The 16,735-nt window shown below is 40.4% G+C and carries 17 protein-coding genes and 1 pseudogene; all 18 read right to left on the reverse strand.

Annotated elements, in window-relative coordinates:
• Nucleotides 1-6: 6 nt before the first annotated feature.
• Nucleotides 7-453, reverse strand: a complete 447-nt coding sequence (locus EL076_RS05720; protein WP_003093096.1) for an arginine repressor — start codon at nucleotides 451-453, stop codon at nucleotides 7-9.
• Nucleotides 440-1,267, reverse strand: coding sequence for a TlyA family RNA methyltransferase (locus tag EL076_RS05725; RefSeq protein ID WP_126429620.1), 828 nt, complete (start codon nucleotides 1,265-1,267; stop codon nucleotides 440-442). The genes EL076_RS05720 and EL076_RS05725 overlap by 14 nt, the downstream gene beginning before the upstream one ends.
• Nucleotides 1,260-2,132: a polyprenyl synthetase family protein gene (locus EL076_RS05730; protein ID WP_126429622.1), complete on the reverse strand. Its 873-nt coding sequence runs from the start codon at nucleotides 2,130-2,132 to the stop codon at nucleotides 1,260-1,262. Before EL076_RS05730 ends, EL076_RS05725 begins: the two co-directional genes overlap by 8 nt.
• Complete coding sequence (locus EL076_RS05735; RefSeq protein ID WP_002884058.1) at nucleotides 2,132-2,347, reverse strand: exodeoxyribonuclease VII small subunit; 216 nt, start codon at nucleotides 2,345-2,347, stop codon at nucleotides 2,132-2,134. The genes EL076_RS05730 and EL076_RS05735 overlap by 1 nt, the downstream gene beginning before the upstream one ends.
• A complete protein-coding gene (gene xseA / locus EL076_RS05740; protein WP_126429624.1) occupies nucleotides 2,337-3,665 on the reverse strand; it encodes an exodeoxyribonuclease VII large subunit in 1,329 nt (442 codons plus the stop codon). The genes EL076_RS05735 and xseA overlap by 11 nt, the downstream gene beginning before the upstream one ends.
• Nucleotides 3,666-3,851: 186 nt before the next feature.
• On the reverse strand, nucleotides 3,852-4,391 hold the full coding sequence (locus EL076_RS10300) for a hypothetical protein (protein ID WP_227278701.1): 540 nt from the start codon (nucleotides 4,389-4,391) through the stop codon (nucleotides 3,852-3,854).
• Nucleotides 4,392-4,738: 347 nt separating this feature from the next.
• Complete coding sequence (nth, locus tag EL076_RS05750) at nucleotides 4,739-5,383, reverse strand: endonuclease III (RefSeq protein ID WP_126429626.1); 645 nt, start codon at nucleotides 5,381-5,383, stop codon at nucleotides 4,739-4,741.
• Complete coding sequence (locus EL076_RS05755; protein WP_126429628.1) at nucleotides 5,383-6,081, reverse strand: DnaD domain-containing protein; 699 nt, start codon at nucleotides 6,079-6,081, stop codon at nucleotides 5,383-5,385. The genes nth and EL076_RS05755 overlap by 1 nt, the downstream gene beginning before the upstream one ends.
• Before the next feature lie 70 nt (nucleotides 6,082-6,151).
• Nucleotides 6,152-7,096 carry a homoserine O-acetyltransferase MetA gene (metA, locus tag EL076_RS05760; protein ID WP_003093071.1) on the reverse strand — a complete coding sequence of 315 codons (945 nt, stop codon included), beginning with the start codon at nucleotides 7,094-7,096 and terminating at the stop codon, nucleotides 6,152-6,154.
• Nucleotides 7,097-7,266: 170 nt separating this feature from the next.
• Nucleotides 7,267-7,785, reverse strand: coding sequence for an adenine phosphoribosyltransferase (locus EL076_RS05765; protein WP_048788237.1), 519 nt, complete (start codon nucleotides 7,783-7,785; stop codon nucleotides 7,267-7,269).
• A 114-nt stretch (nucleotides 7,786-7,899) separates the two neighbouring features.
• Nucleotides 7,900-10,110, reverse strand: a complete 2,211-nt coding sequence (gene recJ, locus EL076_RS05770) for a single-stranded-DNA-specific exonuclease RecJ (protein WP_126429630.1) — start codon at nucleotides 10,108-10,110, stop codon at nucleotides 7,900-7,902.
• Between the two features lie 310 nt (nucleotides 10,111-10,420).
• Nucleotides 10,421-10,825 carry a GNAT family N-acetyltransferase gene (locus EL076_RS05775; protein WP_126429632.1) on the reverse strand — a complete coding sequence of 135 codons (405 nt, stop codon included), beginning with the start codon at nucleotides 10,823-10,825 and terminating at the stop codon, nucleotides 10,421-10,423.
• Nucleotide 10,826: 1 nt separating this feature from the next.
• Nucleotides 10,827-11,535 (reverse strand): annotated as a pseudogene (locus EL076_RS05780) (class I SAM-dependent methyltransferase).
• 11 nt (nucleotides 11,536-11,546) lie between these two features.
• Entirely contained in the window at nucleotides 11,547-12,314 is a 768-nt protein-coding gene (locus EL076_RS05785; protein ID WP_126429634.1) for an SDR family NAD(P)-dependent oxidoreductase, read from the reverse strand.
• Nucleotides 12,314-13,243, reverse strand: a complete 930-nt coding sequence (gene rnz / locus EL076_RS05790) for a ribonuclease Z (RefSeq protein ID WP_003092575.1) — start codon at nucleotides 13,241-13,243, stop codon at nucleotides 12,314-12,316. Before rnz ends, EL076_RS05785 begins: the two co-directional genes overlap by 1 nt.
• 31 nt (nucleotides 13,244-13,274) lie before the next feature.
• Nucleotides 13,275-13,916: a hypothetical protein gene (locus tag EL076_RS05795; protein ID WP_003092719.1), complete on the reverse strand. Its 642-nt coding sequence runs from the start codon at nucleotides 13,914-13,916 to the stop codon at nucleotides 13,275-13,277.
• Nucleotides 13,909-15,147: a GTPase HflX gene (hflX, locus tag EL076_RS05800; RefSeq protein WP_003092955.1), complete on the reverse strand. Its 1,239-nt coding sequence runs from the start codon at nucleotides 15,145-15,147 to the stop codon at nucleotides 13,909-13,911. Before hflX ends, EL076_RS05795 begins: the two co-directional genes overlap by 8 nt.
• A 119-nt stretch (nucleotides 15,148-15,266) precedes the next feature.
• A complete protein-coding gene (locus EL076_RS05805) occupies nucleotides 15,267-16,694 on the reverse strand; it encodes an FtsW/RodA/SpoVE family cell cycle protein (RefSeq protein WP_003092627.1) in 1,428 nt (475 codons plus the stop codon).
• Nucleotides 16,695-16,735: the final 41 nt, after the last annotated feature.

Here is a 16,735-nt window from a genome sequence, read left to right on the forward strand (position 1 = left end):
TTCCTCCTATTCTTCAACCCACTTGACGATTTGTCCCTGTAATTCAATAGCTGCTAATTCTGACTGAGCAACCAAAAAGAGCGTGTCATCATCAGCAATCAAGCTAAAAATCAAATGCTTGTATTCATCCAAAAGAATCTTTTTGATGAGACGACTAGTCCCTGGCTGAACTAAGATATTCATAAAGGCATGTTGTCGATCAATACGCAACAAGCGGCGGCAAGCAACAGAAGATCCACCTACTCGTCTAGGCGCAGTTGAAAGCCCATAGATGTAGGAACCATCTTCGGTTGGCACTTTGGTAATACCAATTTCATTGATATCACGTGATACCGTAGCCTGAGTAGCCTTCAACCCCTCAGCCTGGAGTAATCTTACCAATTCTCCCTGGGTCGTAATTTTATTTTCTTGGACAATCTTTCGGATTAACTCCAAACGATCATTCTTCTTCATTCTTCTTAAACTCCTTATGTGCTTGTGCTACAACTTCTTTGATTGAAGTTTGAACATCATTTCGAGGAGAACCTGTCTTCTCCAAGTGTGCGAGAAATTCAATGTTACCATGACCACCTTGAATAGGTGAAAAATCCAGTCCTTTAACTGAAAATCCATAGTCAACTGCAAAAGCTGCTACGGTTTCTAATACTTTTTCATGGATACTGCTCTCACGAACAATTCCATTTTTTCCAATTTGTTCACGGCCCGCCTCAAATTGAGGTTTCACAAGAGCAACAACTTGCCCTCCATCAACCAATATCTTAGCTAAGGCCGGTAGAATCAAATTAAGAGAGATAAAGCTGACATCAATAGATGCAAATGATGGTAATCCCTCTGTGAAATCGACAGGTTCAGCATATCGAAAATTATATTGCTCCATAGAACGCACTCGATCATCTTGACGCAATTTCCAAACTAACTGATTGGTACCAACATCTACTGCATAAACTAGTTTGGCACCATTTTGAAGCATGACATCGGTAAATCCACCTGTTGAGGCACCGATATCGATAGTTGTCATATCTTCAACTGATAGATTGAAAACAGCTAAAGCTTTTTCAAGTTTGAGTCCTCCACGACTCACATACTTAAGCTTTTCACCTTTGAGCTTCAACTCTGTTCCATCATCAATTTTTTCACCAGGTTTATCGTAACGCTCACCATTGATAACATTAACAACTAAACCAGCCATAACACCACGTTTAGCTTGTTCTCGCGTTTCAAATAGGCCTTGTTTATAAGCCAAGACATCTACTCTTTCCTTAGGCATGGAGTCTTAACCTTTCTATGATTTTCATAATATTATCTTGCTTGAAACCTTGGTCCTCAGCCAAATCTTTGAAAATAGACTCAGCCTTATTTAGTGACTCCTCAAGAATGACATGCGATTTTTCCAAACCAAGAAGAGCCGGATAAGTTGATTTTCCAGCAACTACGTCTTTCCCAGGTGTCTTCCCAAGCTCTTCGAAATCAGCAGTCACATCCAAAATATCATCACGTACTTGAAAGGCAAGACCAATCAGGCGACCAGCTTCTTTTAGATTTTCCAAAACCTCTTGATCTTTTTGAGCAACAATACCAGCCGCTACAAACGGAAAGGTTAAAAGCTTTCCTGTCTTATGCTCATGAATTTGAGCCAGTTGCGATAAATCAAGTTCCTGACCTTCACCCTTCATATCCAACATCTGACCACCAACCATACCGAAGGTCCCTGACGCATAAGATAAAGCTTGAATCAATTGAACACGAATCTCTGCAGAAAGTTCTGTTTGGGCTACAAGTGCGAAGGGATCCAAAAAGAGAGAATCACCAGCTAATATTGCCGTTGCTTCATCAAATTTTTTATGGTTTGTTAAACGTCCTCGACGGTAATCATCATTATCCATTGCCGGTAAATCGTCGTGAATAAGACTTCCAGTATGAATCATTTCAAGACTTGCTGCGACATCAAAATGACTAGGAGTAAGCTCTAAACCAAATCCTTCAAGTAAATCTAAGAAAATCAGTGGACGAATACGCTTACCGCCACTATCAACCGAATAAAGAATAGCAGTGATTAAATCACTTGATATTGGAAGGTTTTTCTTTTGATAGAAATCACGGATAGCCGCATCAATTTTTTCACGCTTGGTCATTAGGCATCCATTTCCGTTTCTGTACCGTCCGCTTGCATAACCTTAACCAATGTCTTTTCAGCATCTTCTAAGGTCTTTTGCAAATCTTTAGATAGGGCCATACCCTTTTGGAACTCCGCAATAGCATCTTCAAGAGCAACATCGCCTGTCTCAAGCTTAGTAACGATGGCCTCTAGGTCCTGTAAATTTTCCTCAAATGTTTTTTTAGTTGACATTTTTTACCTCTACTTCTAGTTCTCCATCCCTCATTTGGATAGTTAATTGATCACCTTCAGTAATATCCTTAATAGTGGTTAGGGGCTTATCGTCTTTATTGACAATAGCATAGCCCCTCGCAACAATACGGCTAGTATCCAGTGATAATAGGGTATCTTGCGCTTTCTCTAGTCTCACATGATAGCCGTTAAGGGTGTTCTTAGTTGTGGTAACTAACAAACGCTGTAAGGACTCTCGACGGTCTTGGTAATTCTCTACACTAGTCAAGAGATTCAAACCTTGCAGTCTCTGACTTAAAAGAGCCACTTCTTTTTGTTTGCGTTCAAAATCCTGCTTTATAAAGACTTCAAGTCGGGCTGTCAATTGGTCAATCTTTTGCAAATAACTATCATAAAGACGTTCAGGTTGCCTAAAGACAACCGATTGCGATAATTTGGCTAAACGTTCTTGGTTATACTGTATACGTCTCAAACAGGCTTGATAGGCTCTATTTTGTCTCTCACGAATCCAAACCAAGGTATCGGCCTTTGATACCGGAGTCGCAAGTTCTGCCGCTGCTGTAGGCGTAGCAGCCCTACGATCTGCAACAAAGTCAGCCAAGGTCGTATCGGTTTCATGACCAACACTAGAAATTACAGGCAAACGACTCTCAAAAATCGATTGCACCACAATTTCTTCGTTAAAGGCCCAGAGATCTTCGATAGAGCCTCCACCACGACCTACGATTAAAAGATCCAGATCGCCCCTTTGATTGGCTCTATAAATATTTTCAGCAATTTCCTGTGCAGCTCCTTCACCTTGAACCTTGGTAGGAAAAAGTAAGATTTCTACACCAGGAAAACGACGGTTAACAGTCGTAATAATATCTCGAATAACCGCACCACTAGGACTTGTGACAACCCCGATTTTTTTGACAAAATTAGGAAGACCCCGCTTATGACGCTCGTCGAAATAGCCTTCAGCAGTTAATTTCTTACGAAGCTGTTCAAATTGGAGAGCCAAGGCACCCACACCATCTGGCTCGGCTTTCTCAATAATAATCGAGTAGGAACCACTCGGCTCATAAATCTGTACCCGACCAACGACATTGATTTTCATCCCTTCTTCGAGGTCAAAACCAAGTTTTTTGAAAACTCCCGCCCAAATTGTAGCTTGGATAACAGCCCCTTCATCCTTCAAAGAAAAATACTGATGACTCGGCCGACGGCGAAAATTGGAAACCTGACCTGTCAAATATACCCTCTCTAAATAAGGGTCACGGTCAAATTTCATTTTCAAATATTTGGTTAAGGATGTGACCGATAAATAGTCTGACACGACAATTCTCCTTTATTTAACCTATCCTCGAAAACCTGAAGACATTAAAAAAGTTCTGTAGAACCATCATCCCCAAATCTTCTCAGTCAGTTTTTTAATTGTATACACGATTACCTTAAATTATATCAAAAAAGACTGTCAAAAGACAGTCTCAACCACCATTGTCAGGTGTTTTATATAGTTTCATTAATCGGTTGTATAAGTTTTTGAAACGACGTCCCAAGAATCGCTTGAACCGTCAATACCACCATAGGCTTCGAGTTGTCCCTTCTTATCTACACGGAAAAGAAGAACCTCATTACCATAGGTATCATAAAGTTGAGCATAAACTAGGTTATCATCATCATCCGTCCATGAATAAACATTCCAACCTAGATTTTTATAATTTTCTCCAGTTGAACCTTGTTCTTTAGCATAGGTAGAAAAAACCCAATCTTCTAACTGTTTATCAGACAAAGATGAGGTATCAACTTGAGAGGATTGATTATCAGATGACGCTGCAGCTGCTTCCTTACTTTTAGCTAACTGGCCATTTTTCCATGGGTTTGTTTCACTCTCTTTTTGGTTATTACTATACCACATCAAAGTAACAACAGGAATAACCACTGCAAGTACTGCAACAACTCCAATTACCCATCTAATGATTTTAGGATCTTTGAGTTTATTAAAACTCGAAACATTCCTTCCCTTAGTTCTTTCAGTTTTACGACGTCTAAATTCGCTCACAGCTTTATCCTCTTTTTCTTGAAAGTAGTCCCTTTTTTTCTTTTCCTCTTGTTCCAAGAGTTTTTGCACTTCCCTACGACCCTGCGAATCACTCGTTTGAGTCAATGAAATTTGCAACTAAAAAATACGATTATCCAAAGCTTGCTCATATTCTTTGGCTGCTTCTCTATCACCGTTATCAGCTAAGGCTCTCAGATACCCTTCATTACTGAATTCAGCCATTCACTATTTCGCTACTACTTCTAAATCGTTTCTTCTATTTTCTTAAAGCCTGGGACTTTTGTCAAGTTACTAATTTGTAACAAAATCTTACAACTGTAAAAGCTGAAGAAAATCACATCTTCAGCTTATTTCTTGGTTATTCCTCGATAATACTTACAGTAACTTTGAAGAGGACAAGTCTGGCATTTAGGATTCTTGGCTAAACAATGATAGCGTCCAAAGAAAATCATGCGGTGATGACTGATAATCCAATCTTTCTTTGGTATTTTCTTCATCAATTCTGCTTCGATTTCCTCTACACTAGCATTTTCTGGAGCTATATTCAGACGTTTAGAAACGCGAGAGACATGTGTATCTACAGCAATAGACGGAATCCCGTAGACTTCAGCCAATACGACGTTAGCTGTTTTTCGTCCAACACCAGGTAAACTCTCTAATTCCTTGTGAGTTTTGGGAACTTGTCCGTCGAAATTCATTAAAACAACTCTAGCAGTTTTGATGATATTCTTTGCCTTATTCTTATATAGTCCAATGGTTCTTAAGCACATTTCAACATCATCAAGATTAGCAGATGCTAAATCTTCAATTTCTGGATAACGAGCCCACAAACCCGGTGTTACCTTATTAACAGCTTTGTCTGTTGTTTGAGCAGATAAAATAACAGCAACTAGTAGTTGAAAGGGAGTCTCCCACTCCAGCTCGCCATGTGCATCTGGAAACATCTTTCCCATTAAAGCTAGAGCTTCATTAACACGTTTTCTACCTAACATTATTGACCACCCCACAATTGACGGGCCGCATCCATACCAGTTTTGAACTCATCCGAAATCTGGTGATGTTGTTTCTTTCCTTGATGCTCCAAACGACGTTCTTCAACTTGAATTTTAGTAGTAATACCACTTGTTTTCCAGTTACGAAGAACCCCTTTGATATAATTCCAGTTGTTTTTTCGGTTAAATACTGCCTCTTTCAGAGCTTCACGGATTAATTCCGGGTCAGTGTGTTCTTCCTGAATTTCCTTATTTAAATCTTCGATTACCATAGGATTCAATATTCCCAAAGCCTGTTCCAACTCATCTGTCAGCTGTTTAATAAGCTGCGTATTTGTTGGTTGGCCAACAACAGGACCTGTCGTTGGCTTTTCACTACTCACTAGCTTGTCTAACACTGCTAGGGCAGGTGAAGCATCAACAACCATCTCAATTTCATTATTAACTTTAATAGTCGTAAAATCAAGGAGTCCAGCCTCAGTTAATGTCGTAATACTTTTATTAACCTCAGTGAGGGTCTTTCCAGTTGCCTGCGCTATCTGACTAGAGGCCACTTCTCCAATCTGAGTAGTCGTTTGTAGATAGAGAAACTGCCAAACTAAAAAGTCATCCGCTGATGGAAAAATATCCTTAAAGTGAAAAAATAAGGCATTTGGAAGGACTAAATTTCCTGTTCGATACTGTTCAAAAAAACTCATATTTACCTTTCAGAGTAGATAGGTCAACTCAAAAAATTTATGTTTCAACATAAGTCTTTTGAGAGACCTACTACAAATAACCGTAGAATGAAAAATCGTCTTCCAACTCTTCTAAACGATAGGGTGTTTCTTGATATACCGCGTAGTTAATCCAATTACTAAAGAATGCTGATGCCGCAAGGTTCCAACGAAGTTTAGGTTCCTGACTTGGATCGTCCCCAGGGAAATAGTTTGCTGGCATATCTGGATTGATGCCTGCATCCAAATCCCTTCTATATTCTCTGGCCAGAGTATCACAATCATATTCGAAATGACCAAAACTATAAACTTCACGAAGATTCTTACTTGCCAGAATGGACAGACCTACCTCTTTACCTGATACAACAACGTCTAAATCTGTTTTATTCTTGATATCTTCCAGAGTTACCTCTGTATAGCGTGAGTGCGGTGACACAAAGCTATCATCAAAGCCATTCATGAGGAAATTTTTTGGCATGTCAACAGTTTGCTTATAGATACCTGATAATTTCTCTGACAAGGGAACCTTATCAACCCCATGTTTGTAATAGAGACCTGCTTGAGCTCCCCAACACAAGTGAAGAGTTGAATAAACATGCTTTTTAGACCAGTCAAAAACTTGTGTTAATTCCTGCCAATAATCAACTTCCTCAAAAGGCATTTGTTCAACAGGAGCCCCCGTTACGATAAGACCATCGTAATACTTGTCCTTGATTTCATCAAAAGTCTTATAGAAGGTTTCCATATGTTCAGCGTGGGTATTTTTTGATTTATGACTAGCCATATACAGAAACTCTACGTTAATTTGGAGTGGTGTATTCGCTAAAAGACGTAGCAACTGAGTTTCTGTCACTTCTTTAGTTGGCATTAGGTTAAGGATCAGGACCTCCATTGGTCTAATATCCTGGCTACTAGCTCTATTCTCATCCATGATGAAGACATTTTCCGAACGCAATACATCAAGAGCTGGTAACTTATTATCAAGTTTTATAGGCATAACAATATCTCCATCCTTGTTTATTCTATCTTCATATTATAAACCGGGTAAATATTGTTATCAAATATATATTTTCTCTAGTTAGCTATAGCTTTAAGCTATATAAGAACACACTTATTTTTTAAAAGAGTTAAAAAGGCCCTGAGGCCTTTTGTAAAACATAGATAGATTTATCCTGGGAAGTTCATCAATACTTTAGCGTCATAACCTTCGATTGCTTCACGACCATTAAGTCCGTCAAGCTCAATCAAGAAGGCACATCCAGCAACGACACCACCCAGGCGTTCAATCATTTCAATTGTTGCTTTGACAGTACCACCAGTCGCCAAGAGATCGTCAACGATAAGTACACGTTGGCCTGGTTTGATTGCATCGGCATGCATGCAAAGAGTATCGACACCATACTCTTTTTCATAATCGGCTGAAATCACTTCACGTGGCAATTTACCAGGTTTACGAACTGGCGCAAATCCAATACCAAGTTCAAAGGCAACTGGACACCCAACGATGAAACCACGTGCTTCGGGACCAACAATCATGTCAATCTTCTTGTCAGTCGCATACTGAACGATTTCACGAATAGCATAGCTATAAGCATTTCCATCAGCCATCAACGGGCTAATATCACGGAAAGTAACCCCTTCTTTAGGGTAGTTTTCAATAGATGCAATATAATCTTCTAATTTCATTTGTTCTTCCTATAGGCATTTTGCCAAAAAATATTTACATATTATTATAGCATGAATCCGTGGATTTAGAAAATGCTAACCACTAGATCCTAAACCAGTTATCTTAGTTAGGCACTACTGCTCCTGTTTGTAGAGCCAATCATAAATTTCCTGTGGTGTTCCCAAAGCCATGAGTTCTTGGAACTTGACAAGACGTTTAAGGTCCTGGAAAATCTTGCTTTCCTCAATCTCACGTTTTTCAGCCTCTTTATTAACTGTCATGACGCCATTATCAATAGTGACAAAGTCCAATTCATCAAAGATTTGAATCATCTTGATGAGGAGAATTTTATCAATCTTAAGGTAATGACTGAGGTCATCTAGTTTATAGCGCACATCAAATTCTGGAAATTGATAAATGGTTTTATAGAGCCTTGCAAATTGTTCTCTAGTTCCATAGCCCGTCAGATAATAGGCTTCCTTAATGCAATTCTTAAAATAAATAGCCTGGAATTCCTTACCATCAAACCACGCTTTTAATTCCGTCGCTGAATCCGGTAGGGTATTGAGGACAACTGCTGCTGTTTCGTTTGAGGCCTCTTCTACCGTTGGTAGGCCTTCAGGTAATATCATATTTTTTGAGCGAAAATCAAATAACTGAACACCGTCCACGCGCGCATCTTCTAGCATGAGCTGTAGCGTTGTTTGACCATTCCAAACATTAACAGATAAGGTCACTGCCAATTCCAAACCTTGAGCTTGTTGAAATTCTTGAAGCAAGTGGCCTTTATTAAAGGCAACAACATCAAAACTATCCTTGCCTTGCTTAACCTTAAACTTAAGATGAGCTCCATTTTGCCCCATAGTTCTAGCTTGAATAACGGAAATATCATGTAGCCAAAAGACTGGCTTTTTATTATCCATACCAAAAGGTGCTAATTTTTCAAGGCTCTTAATAGTATCCAAGCTAAGCTCACTGAGTTGGAGCTCCTCGTCTAAATTAAGCGTATTTTTGGCAGTCGTATCAATGTCATTATCGTAGACATAATGACACAAGATCTCTGATAGTTGACCAAGATTTTCTTCAGGAAGGGTCATCCCAGCCGCCCCAGCATGTCCTCCAAAAGCAGTAAAGATGTCTCGGTGATCATCAAGGGCATGGAAGACATTAATAGATTCCAAACTACGGGCTGATCCCTTAGCTAAACCATCTTCAATATTCAAAACCACTACTGTCTGGCTGATTTGCTCCATGATGCGCCCCGCTACAATACCTAGAACGCCAGGATGCCAACCTTCCTTGGCCAAAACCTGAACTGGTTTGTCCAAGTCTACCATAGTCATGGCTTCATCAAATATTTTTTGAACAACTTCCTTACGTTCTTCATTTTTAGCATTGATTTCCAGAGCAATGGCTTGAGCTTCCTCATCGTCAAATCCGGTCAGTAGTTCAATGGCTGGATTTGGATCATCTAAGCGTCCCAAGGCATTGAGTTGAGGAGCCAGTTTGAAACCTACCGTTTCTTCGGAAATCGTTGTTGGGTCCACATCTGAAATGCGAAGCAATTCTTGAAGCCCAATACGCTCAGTAGTCTTGAGAATTTCCAGGCCGACCTTGACCATAATACGATTCTCATCCGTTAGGCTAACCATATCAGCAATGGTACCAATGGCTACCAAATCCAACATCTCTGTAGGAATAGTTTCAAGGAGGGCAGTTGCCAATTTGAAAGCTACACCACAACCTGCCAAATACTTAAAAGGATAATCGGCATCTGGATGCTCTGGATGGACAATGGCATAGGCATCTGGAAGCTGTGCCGGCATACTGTGATGGTCTGTAACGATAACGTCCACACCTTGCTCTTGCGCATAAGCAATAGCTTCATTTCCCGCAACCCCATTATCCACTGTAACAATGAGTGAAATGCCTTCTTGCTCAATGAAATACTTGTAGACACTTTCGTTCGGCCCATAACCATCTGTAAAACGGTTAGGCAAATAAACTCGAGCCTCAGCGCCCATCATTTCAAGAGCTTCTTTAACAATCGAGGCTGACGTCATACCATCCGCATCGTAATCTCCATATACTAAGATTTGCTCATAATTTTCAATAGCCTGACGAATTCTAGCCACTGCTTTATCCATATCATGAAGAAGATAAGGGGCATGAAGGTGCGATAAATCTGCCTTTAGAAAGTCTTCAAGTGCCTCTTCTGTCCCAATGCCACGTTCATAAGCAATCTTGGCTGCTGTTTCTGCCAGTCCATGTTTTTTAGCAAGTTTAAAAAAGCCAGCATCTGGCTCTTTTGTGTTTATTTTCCAATCATACGTTGATGTAATCATGTTTTTATATTTTCTCCCTGTCATCTAGTCTACCTATTATAACATGAATAAATTTATCATAGTGGATAGAAGCCTAAGTTTCCTAAAATTAGAATAGAAAACATCGGAAGGTGCTTCGACTCATGGTACATTTCCAATCAAGACCTGCTTTTCTAGACAAAATAATAGTCTGGATATTGCTCCCTTTTTGACTTGTATTTTCTCAGATATTCCCTTCTCCTCTTTACGTTAACTAACTCTATTCTACTATCATTTTCAAGTAATATTAGGAAAAACAAGAAAAAGATTCCCTAATTGGAAATCCTCTACATCAATATTTATAAATCATCCCTGTACAAGTTTGCTCTGAAAGTTCGACAAATCCCAGGGACTGGTAAAAGGCTAAATTTTTCTCGCTACGATCAGTGGCAAGGAGCCGTTGATAGACATTGTGGAAAGTCCCTAAAGCCTCTTCTAAGAGTTTCTTTCCGATCCCTTGGCGCTGATGATCTGGTCGCACCAAGAGGTCCTGCACAAAAATGACAGAGTGCCCATCTCCTACCAAACGAATGTAGGCTACGAGCTCTTCCTCATCATAGACCGCCAACTGCCATAGACTGGCTTTGACAGCTTCTTCCAACATGGTTGGATTGTTAGTATAATTGGTCCAGCCGACTGAACTGTACAGTGCGAGTAGGTCTGTCATCGCTGGAATCTCTTTTTTATAATTTAACATCTTAACTCCTTTTTAACCTATAATGCTGGAAGAAGGCGATATCCCGATAAGGGGACTTTTGGCAGACCGCCAGCTCCATCTTAAGCATAGACTCTCGCCATCCTTCTTGGCCTTTGAAGCGATTGTCCTGCAAGGCATAAAAGACACGGATTCCTTGGTAGTCTTTAATTTCAAGAGCTAAATTTTCTACTACTATCAAGATCATAGGCCTGAGCCAAACCCATGGAGTGGGTTTTCAGATCTTGGCCTGCTAGTAAATCGAGGGCCTTCTGAGTATCATTTTCAAAGACGACGGTCTGTAGGACTCGGCCAACTTCATTGTGCTTGACGATAGAGAGCAGGCCTCCTGGTTTCAAGAGGCAGATGAATGCCTTGAGAACAGCCTTGCGATTCTCTACATACTCTAAGACATTGTGGCAGAGAATGACATCAAAGCTAGCATCCTCAAAGCTTTCTAACTGATCCAGACTCCCGACTAGTTGCTGATAGGGGTGATTCTGGGGCCGCAAGGTCACCATTTCTTCATTAGGTTCTACAGCTAGAACTTGATTTTCTTGAGCCAAGTGGTTGGCCACAAGGCCAAAGCCACTGCCAAAATCAAGAACTCGCTTCCCCTTGATGTCCTGTAATTGGTCAAAAAGAATATCATAATAGATTTGACCCCAGGGTTGCTTAAGATTCTCTAAATACGCTTGGATATTTGCGGCCATCTAGTATCCTCCTATTTGTAGTTAAACACATTGGTAGCTAGTTTGTCCGAGATTCGTGGAAATAGCATGTAGCCTTTGTGAGCAACTGATAAGAGTCGTGGTAGATTAACTTCACGTTTATTTTTTCCCAGAATACGGACAATCTTTTTAGCCACGTATTTAGGACTGAGGACAAACTTTTTAACACTCTCAAGATAGGCTCCAGAGGGATCAGCTTGATCGAAGAAAGATGTCTCAATTGGACCAGGATTGACTGTTGTCACATAGACTCCCTTATCAGCCAACTCTAGACGAAGGGCATCTGAGAAGCCAATTACCGCAAACTTTGTCGCTGCATAGACACTTGAGTTAGCTGTCGCAATCTTACCCGCTATACTGGCGATATTGACGATATGACCATGGCCTTGCTCCACCATTTTCTCAGCCATCAGACGTGAAAAGGTCATCGTCGCAAAAGTATTGATATCAAACATATCACGTACTTCTTGGCTAGTGTAATTATCATAAGACTTGAATTCACCGAAGCCAGCATTATTGATAAAGACATCAATACGGCCAAACCGTTGATAGAGATAATCGACCATTTCTTTAATGGCATTGTCGTCTCTAAGGTCAATAGCAAGACAAGTTTTATTTTCCACATGGCGATAACATTTCTCAAGTTTGTCCTTGTCTCGTCCTAAGAGGATAATACCATCACTAGGTGAGAGCTGCTTGACAATTTCTTGAGCAAGGCCTCCTGAGGCACCAGTAATAGCAATAATACGTTGTTTAGCCATTAAATCTCTACCTCTTCCAAGTCACGAACGATGTGGGTGTTTTCGAAAATTGTTTTAGCATCTGCTGCCATCTTACCGATATCACGTCCCAAGAATCGTGCTGATACATGATTTAGAAGAAGGCGCTTAGCTGAAGCATCTTTAGCGACCTGTGCTGCTTGCATATTGGTTGAATGCCCATGGTTCTTAGCAATTTTTTCATCACCCTTACCATAAGTGGACTCATGAACCAAGACATCTGCACCCAATCCAAGACGAACACTGGCATTCGTCTTACGAGTATCACCTAAGATAGTGATAACCTTACCTTTCTTAGGTGCGGAAATAAAGTCTTTGGCAATGATTTTCGTTCCATCTTCAAGAACTACATCTTGTCCATTCTTAATTTGTCCAAAAAGCGGACCAAATGGTACGCCTGCTACCTTAAGGGCCTCAGCATCCAAGGTTCCTTCGAGATCCTTTTGAACCACACGGTAACCAATACAAAAAATGGTGTGATCCAACTTATCTGCATAAACAGCGAACTTGTCATCTTCCATAACCAAGCCTAGCTTGTGCTCATCAATTTCCTTAAAATGCACATGATAAGGTAAGCGTGTCCCCGAGGTACGAAGGCTGGTCATGACGTATTGCTTAATACCAACTGGTCCATAAACTTCAAGGTCAGTTTGTTCTTCGCTAGATTGGAAAGAACGACTAGCCAAGAAACCAGGTAGACCGAAAATATGGTCCCCGTGCATATGTGTAATAAAGATTTTTTTTACTTTACGAGGTTTGATTGTTGTTTCTAAAATCTGACGTTGGGTTCCTTCCCCACAGTCAAACATCCAGACTTCGTTGATTTCATCGAGTAGCTTCAAAACCAGACTCGACACGTTACGGGCCTTGGATGGCTGTCCGGCGCCCGTCCCTAAAAATTGTAATTCCATGACTTTCTATACTTTCTATCTATCGTTTTTCTTATTTCTGGACAATATAAGCCAGGCATTCACGCTGAGCAAAGCCATAAAATACAGTTTGCCCTTTATATTGAGATAAAAGTTCCACTAATTCGTCTTGATTGAAGCTAGCTAACTTAATGACATTCCCCTTCAGTTTAGTGACACGACTAAGTAACTGAGTTTCTGGTGTCAACTCCTCCAACACTTCTTCGTCAAAATCAACCTTGGCCATCTTAATTTGAGTGCCTTCAAAATAAACCTTATACTGCGGGAAAACTTGAGCAAGCTCAAACAAAATGCTAGCTGTTGGAACCTCTAAATGCTCTGCAAAGACTAGGGCCACCTCATCGGCATTTTCATAGCAAAAACCATAAGATTTTCCTGACAAATTGAGACGAATAAAGGGCTTGTGTTCATCAAAAGATGGTACTGGATTAAAGAGGTTCAATTCTTTCGAAAGCTCCAAATAGTAATCCGTTGCTGCTTCTGGAGACTGTTTCTGGTAAATCTCTGCAAAATAAGCATTAATCACGCTTGGTGGTGGTGTAATAAAGGCCAGTTTTTGACGGTCTGAAAGGTCTGACAAGGTGTTTTCCAGATACACTTTATCTAGACTTGTAAAACCACCATATTTTAAAGCTAAATCCATATAATCAGTCATAAAACTCTTCCAATTTCCATTTATTTTTCGGTGAAATATAACCTGTAATTTCTTCCACTTCTGTCTCAAAAGTGTAGCTATCTAACAAGGCCAATTGACTCAACTGATAAAGTTTATAAGCTTGCTCCTGATGTACCTTAATACTAAAGGGTTCAAAAATCTGTTGAATTTCATCAATCAAGAGTCTTCTGAGGGCCTCACGACTTCCCTTGTCACGTGCTGAGAGGCGAACATTAGGAAAGACTGTTGCTACTAGATTATCAGCTACATCCATCTTATTGTAGATTGCTAGGCGAGGAATATCAGTCATATCTAAGTCTTTGAGAATGTCTAAGACCACCTTTTCGTGCTCTTCGTGATTAGGATCACTCGCATCAATGACATGCAAAAGGAGGTCCACATTACGACTTTCTTCAAGCGTTGACTTAAAGGCAGCAACCAATTCTGTTGGCAAATCTTGGATAAAACCAACCGTATCTGTCAAGGTCACTCGAAACTGATCTTTTAAGTAAATTTTCTTAGTCGTTGCATCCAAGGTCGCGAAAAGTTCATTGGCCTCATACTGCTTATCATCCGTCATAAGGTTCATGATCGTTGACTTTCCAGCATTGGTATAACCAATCAAACCAATTTTAAAGGTACTTGAATCAACACGTTTTTCGCGAATGGTTTCTCGATTCTTCTCAACAACCTTTAACTGGCGTTCAATATCAGCAATCTGGTTACGAATCGAACGACGATTAAGTTCCAGCTGACTTTCACCAGGTCCACGGCTACCAATGCCCCCCGCTTGACGGCTGAGCATAATCCCCTGACCAGCTAAACGAGGCAACATGTATTTGAGCTGAGCTAGGTGAACCTGAAGTTTTCCTTCATGACTCCTAGCCCTCATGGCGAAGATATCCAAAATTAATTGCATACGATCGATGACTTTTACACCAAATGCTGCTTCAAGATTGGTATTTTGACGTGGGGTTAAACGGTTATTGACAATGACCGTAGTAATCTCATCCGCGTCCACCATAGCCTTGATTTCTTCTAATTTTCCTGAACCTACGAAGGACTTACTATCATAGCGTTCACGTTTTTGGGTATAGCTAGCTACAACCTCTGCTCCTGCTGTTTTGGCAAGACTAGCAAGTTCCTCCATGGACATGTCAAAATGCTCTGTCTCTTGCAATTCAACACCTACTAAAATAGCACGTTCTTGCTGCTTAGCTGTCTCTATCATAGCAACCCCCTTTTCGAAATAGTCGCCTTCTATTATACCACAGGGAGACCTAAAGAGAAGGGGACAGACCTTAATTTTTTATAAAGAAAAACAAGTTGGATTGCCCAACTTGCTTCTAATTAGTGTTTACGTGTCGGTTTCTTTTTAGACCCCTTACGACGCTTGCCTTGGTGAAGAATAGGCGTATTTTGAGAAATGGTTTGACGCATTTTCTCAGTGACCTTATCAACCTTATCTTTAGCCTTAACCAATTCTTGTGAGGCCTTGATTGCACTCTTCGAAGGTTTGTTTTTCTTAGTTTTGATCTTAGACACTGACTTTACTTGACTAGTCCCCGATGTACGCATACGACGAGACATAGCTAGAAGAATTTTATTTTCTTCGTTGAGGTTGGTCTGGTAGGCCATTGAAAGTACTAGACCAACACCAATCAAGTTTGAGATGAGTGAAGATCCACCTTGAGAAATAAAGGGCAAAGGAATACCTGTCAGAGGAAGAATTCCTACTGCTGCCCCAATATTTTCAAAAATATGGAAGACAATCATCATAATAAAACCTGTAGAAATAAAGGTATAGAAACGGTTGTTAGACTTAAAAGTCACTCGCAACATGCGATAAATGAGGAAGAGATAGGTCAACAGAACCAATCCACCGCCTACCAAACCAAAGTCTTCTGCAATAACCGTGAAGATCATATCACTCTCACGAACTGGTACATTCAAATCAAGATGATTAAAACCTTTTCCGTATATCCCCCCAGTACCTATCGATACCATCCCTTGTGTCTGTTGAAAGGCGATGCCATCCGCATAGGTGAAAGGGTCCAACCAAGCTGAGATACGGTTAATCTGATAAGTCTGAACCCCTAACTTGAGCAAGGCTTCCTTTCCCCAATCTGTGATAAACACCATTATAAACAGAGCTACGCTAGCTACAAAGGCTAGCACTACCGGCAAGATGATACGCCAGGATATTCCCGAAACCACTATTATACCCGCTAAAATAGCGAGGAAGACTAAGGCCGTTCCCATATCACCTTGAAGAACCAGTAAGCCTAAGACAGGAAGCGTGACCGCTACATATTGGAAAAGTAGCAGCCAGTCATCTTTAAGCTCAGTTACTTCTTTTCCTTGTTTAGCCCAAACACCTATTCTCGAAAGAAAAAGGATGTAGGATATCTTCATAAATTCTGATGGTTGAAAAAGGGTGACTGATCCAATACTGACCCAGTTTTTTGCTCCTGTCGAGGCAACCAAAGCGGGTGAATAAAAAACAAGAGGCAGAACCATAAGTCCCAGGCCAAAAATATAAAGCCAGGGAGTTACCTTCCAAAGAAACTCTGTATTAAATAACATGACAACAAAAGCAAGTACCGAACCAAGAAAAATCCATAGTACTTGCTGAGAAATGACTTGCACGAGATTCTTTGGATAATCAAAATTTGTCGCGATAAAAACCGAGACCAGACCAACCAGCAGTAAGATAAGGACTGGCAAGAGAATCGAGTAATCTATCCGACTTTCAATAGTATTTTTTGACTTAGCCATGTGTACTCCAAAATAAAGATTTAGCAAGAGTTATTATACCA

It is taken from the genome of Streptococcus vestibularis, assembly GCF_900636445.1.
GTDB classification, from domain to species: domain Bacteria; phylum Bacillota; class Bacilli; order Lactobacillales; family Streptococcaceae; genus Streptococcus; species Streptococcus vestibularis.

Bases quoted from the DNA above. Each gene is read 5' to 3' on its own strand.
- EL076_RS05730 (WP_126429622.1), bottom strand. From the start codon at position 2,132: ATGACCAAGCGTGAAAAAATTGATGCGGCTATCCGTGATTTCTATCAA.
- EL076_RS05755 (WP_126429628.1), bottom strand. From the start codon at position 6,081: ATGAGTTTTTTTGAACAGTATCGAACAGGAAATTTAGTCCTTCCAAAT.
- recJ (WP_126429630.1), bottom strand. From the start codon at position 10,110: ATGATTACATCAACGTATGATTGGAAAATAAACACAAAAGAGCCAGAT.
- EL076_RS05765 (WP_048788237.1), bottom strand. From the start codon at position 7,785: ATGAAATTAGAAGATTATATTGCATCTATTGAAAACTACCCTAAAGAA.
- EL076_RS05785 (WP_126429634.1), bottom strand. From the start codon at position 12,314: ATGGCTAAACAACGTATTATTGCTATTACTGGTGCCTCAGGAGGCCTT.
- EL076_RS05720 (WP_003093096.1), bottom strand. From the start codon at position 453: ATGAAGAAGAATGATCGTTTGGAGTTAATCCGAAAGATTGTCCAAGAA.
- EL076_RS05805 (WP_003092627.1), bottom strand. From the start codon at position 16,694: ATGGCTAAGTCAAAAAATACTATTGAAAGTCGGATAGATTACTCGATT.
- EL076_RS05775 (WP_126429632.1), bottom strand. From the start codon at position 10,825: ATGTTAAATTATAAAAAAGAGATTCCAGCGATGACAGACCTACTCGCA.
- rnz (WP_003092575.1), bottom strand. From the start codon at position 13,243: ATGGAATTACAATTTTTAGGGACGGGCGCCGGACAGCCATCCAAGGCC.
- hflX (WP_003092955.1), bottom strand. From the start codon at position 15,147: ATGATAGAGACAGCTAAGCAGCAAGAACGTGCTATTTTAGTAGGTGTT.
- EL076_RS05725 (WP_126429620.1), bottom strand. From the start codon at position 1,267: ATGCCTAAGGAAAGAGTAGATGTCTTGGCTTATAAACAAGGCCTATTT.
- nth (WP_126429626.1), bottom strand. From the start codon at position 5,383: ATGTTAGGTAGAAAACGTGTTAATGAAGCTCTAGCTTTAATGGGAAAG.
- EL076_RS05795 (WP_003092719.1), bottom strand. From the start codon at position 13,916: ATGACTGATTATATGGATTTAGCTTTAAAATATGGTGGTTTTACAAGT.
- metA (WP_003093071.1), bottom strand. From the start codon at position 7,096: ATGCCTATAAAACTTGATAATAAGTTACCAGCTCTTGATGTATTGCGT.
- EL076_RS05735 (WP_002884058.1), bottom strand. From the start codon at position 2,347: ATGTCAACTAAAAAAACATTTGAGGAAAATTTACAGGACCTAGAGGCC.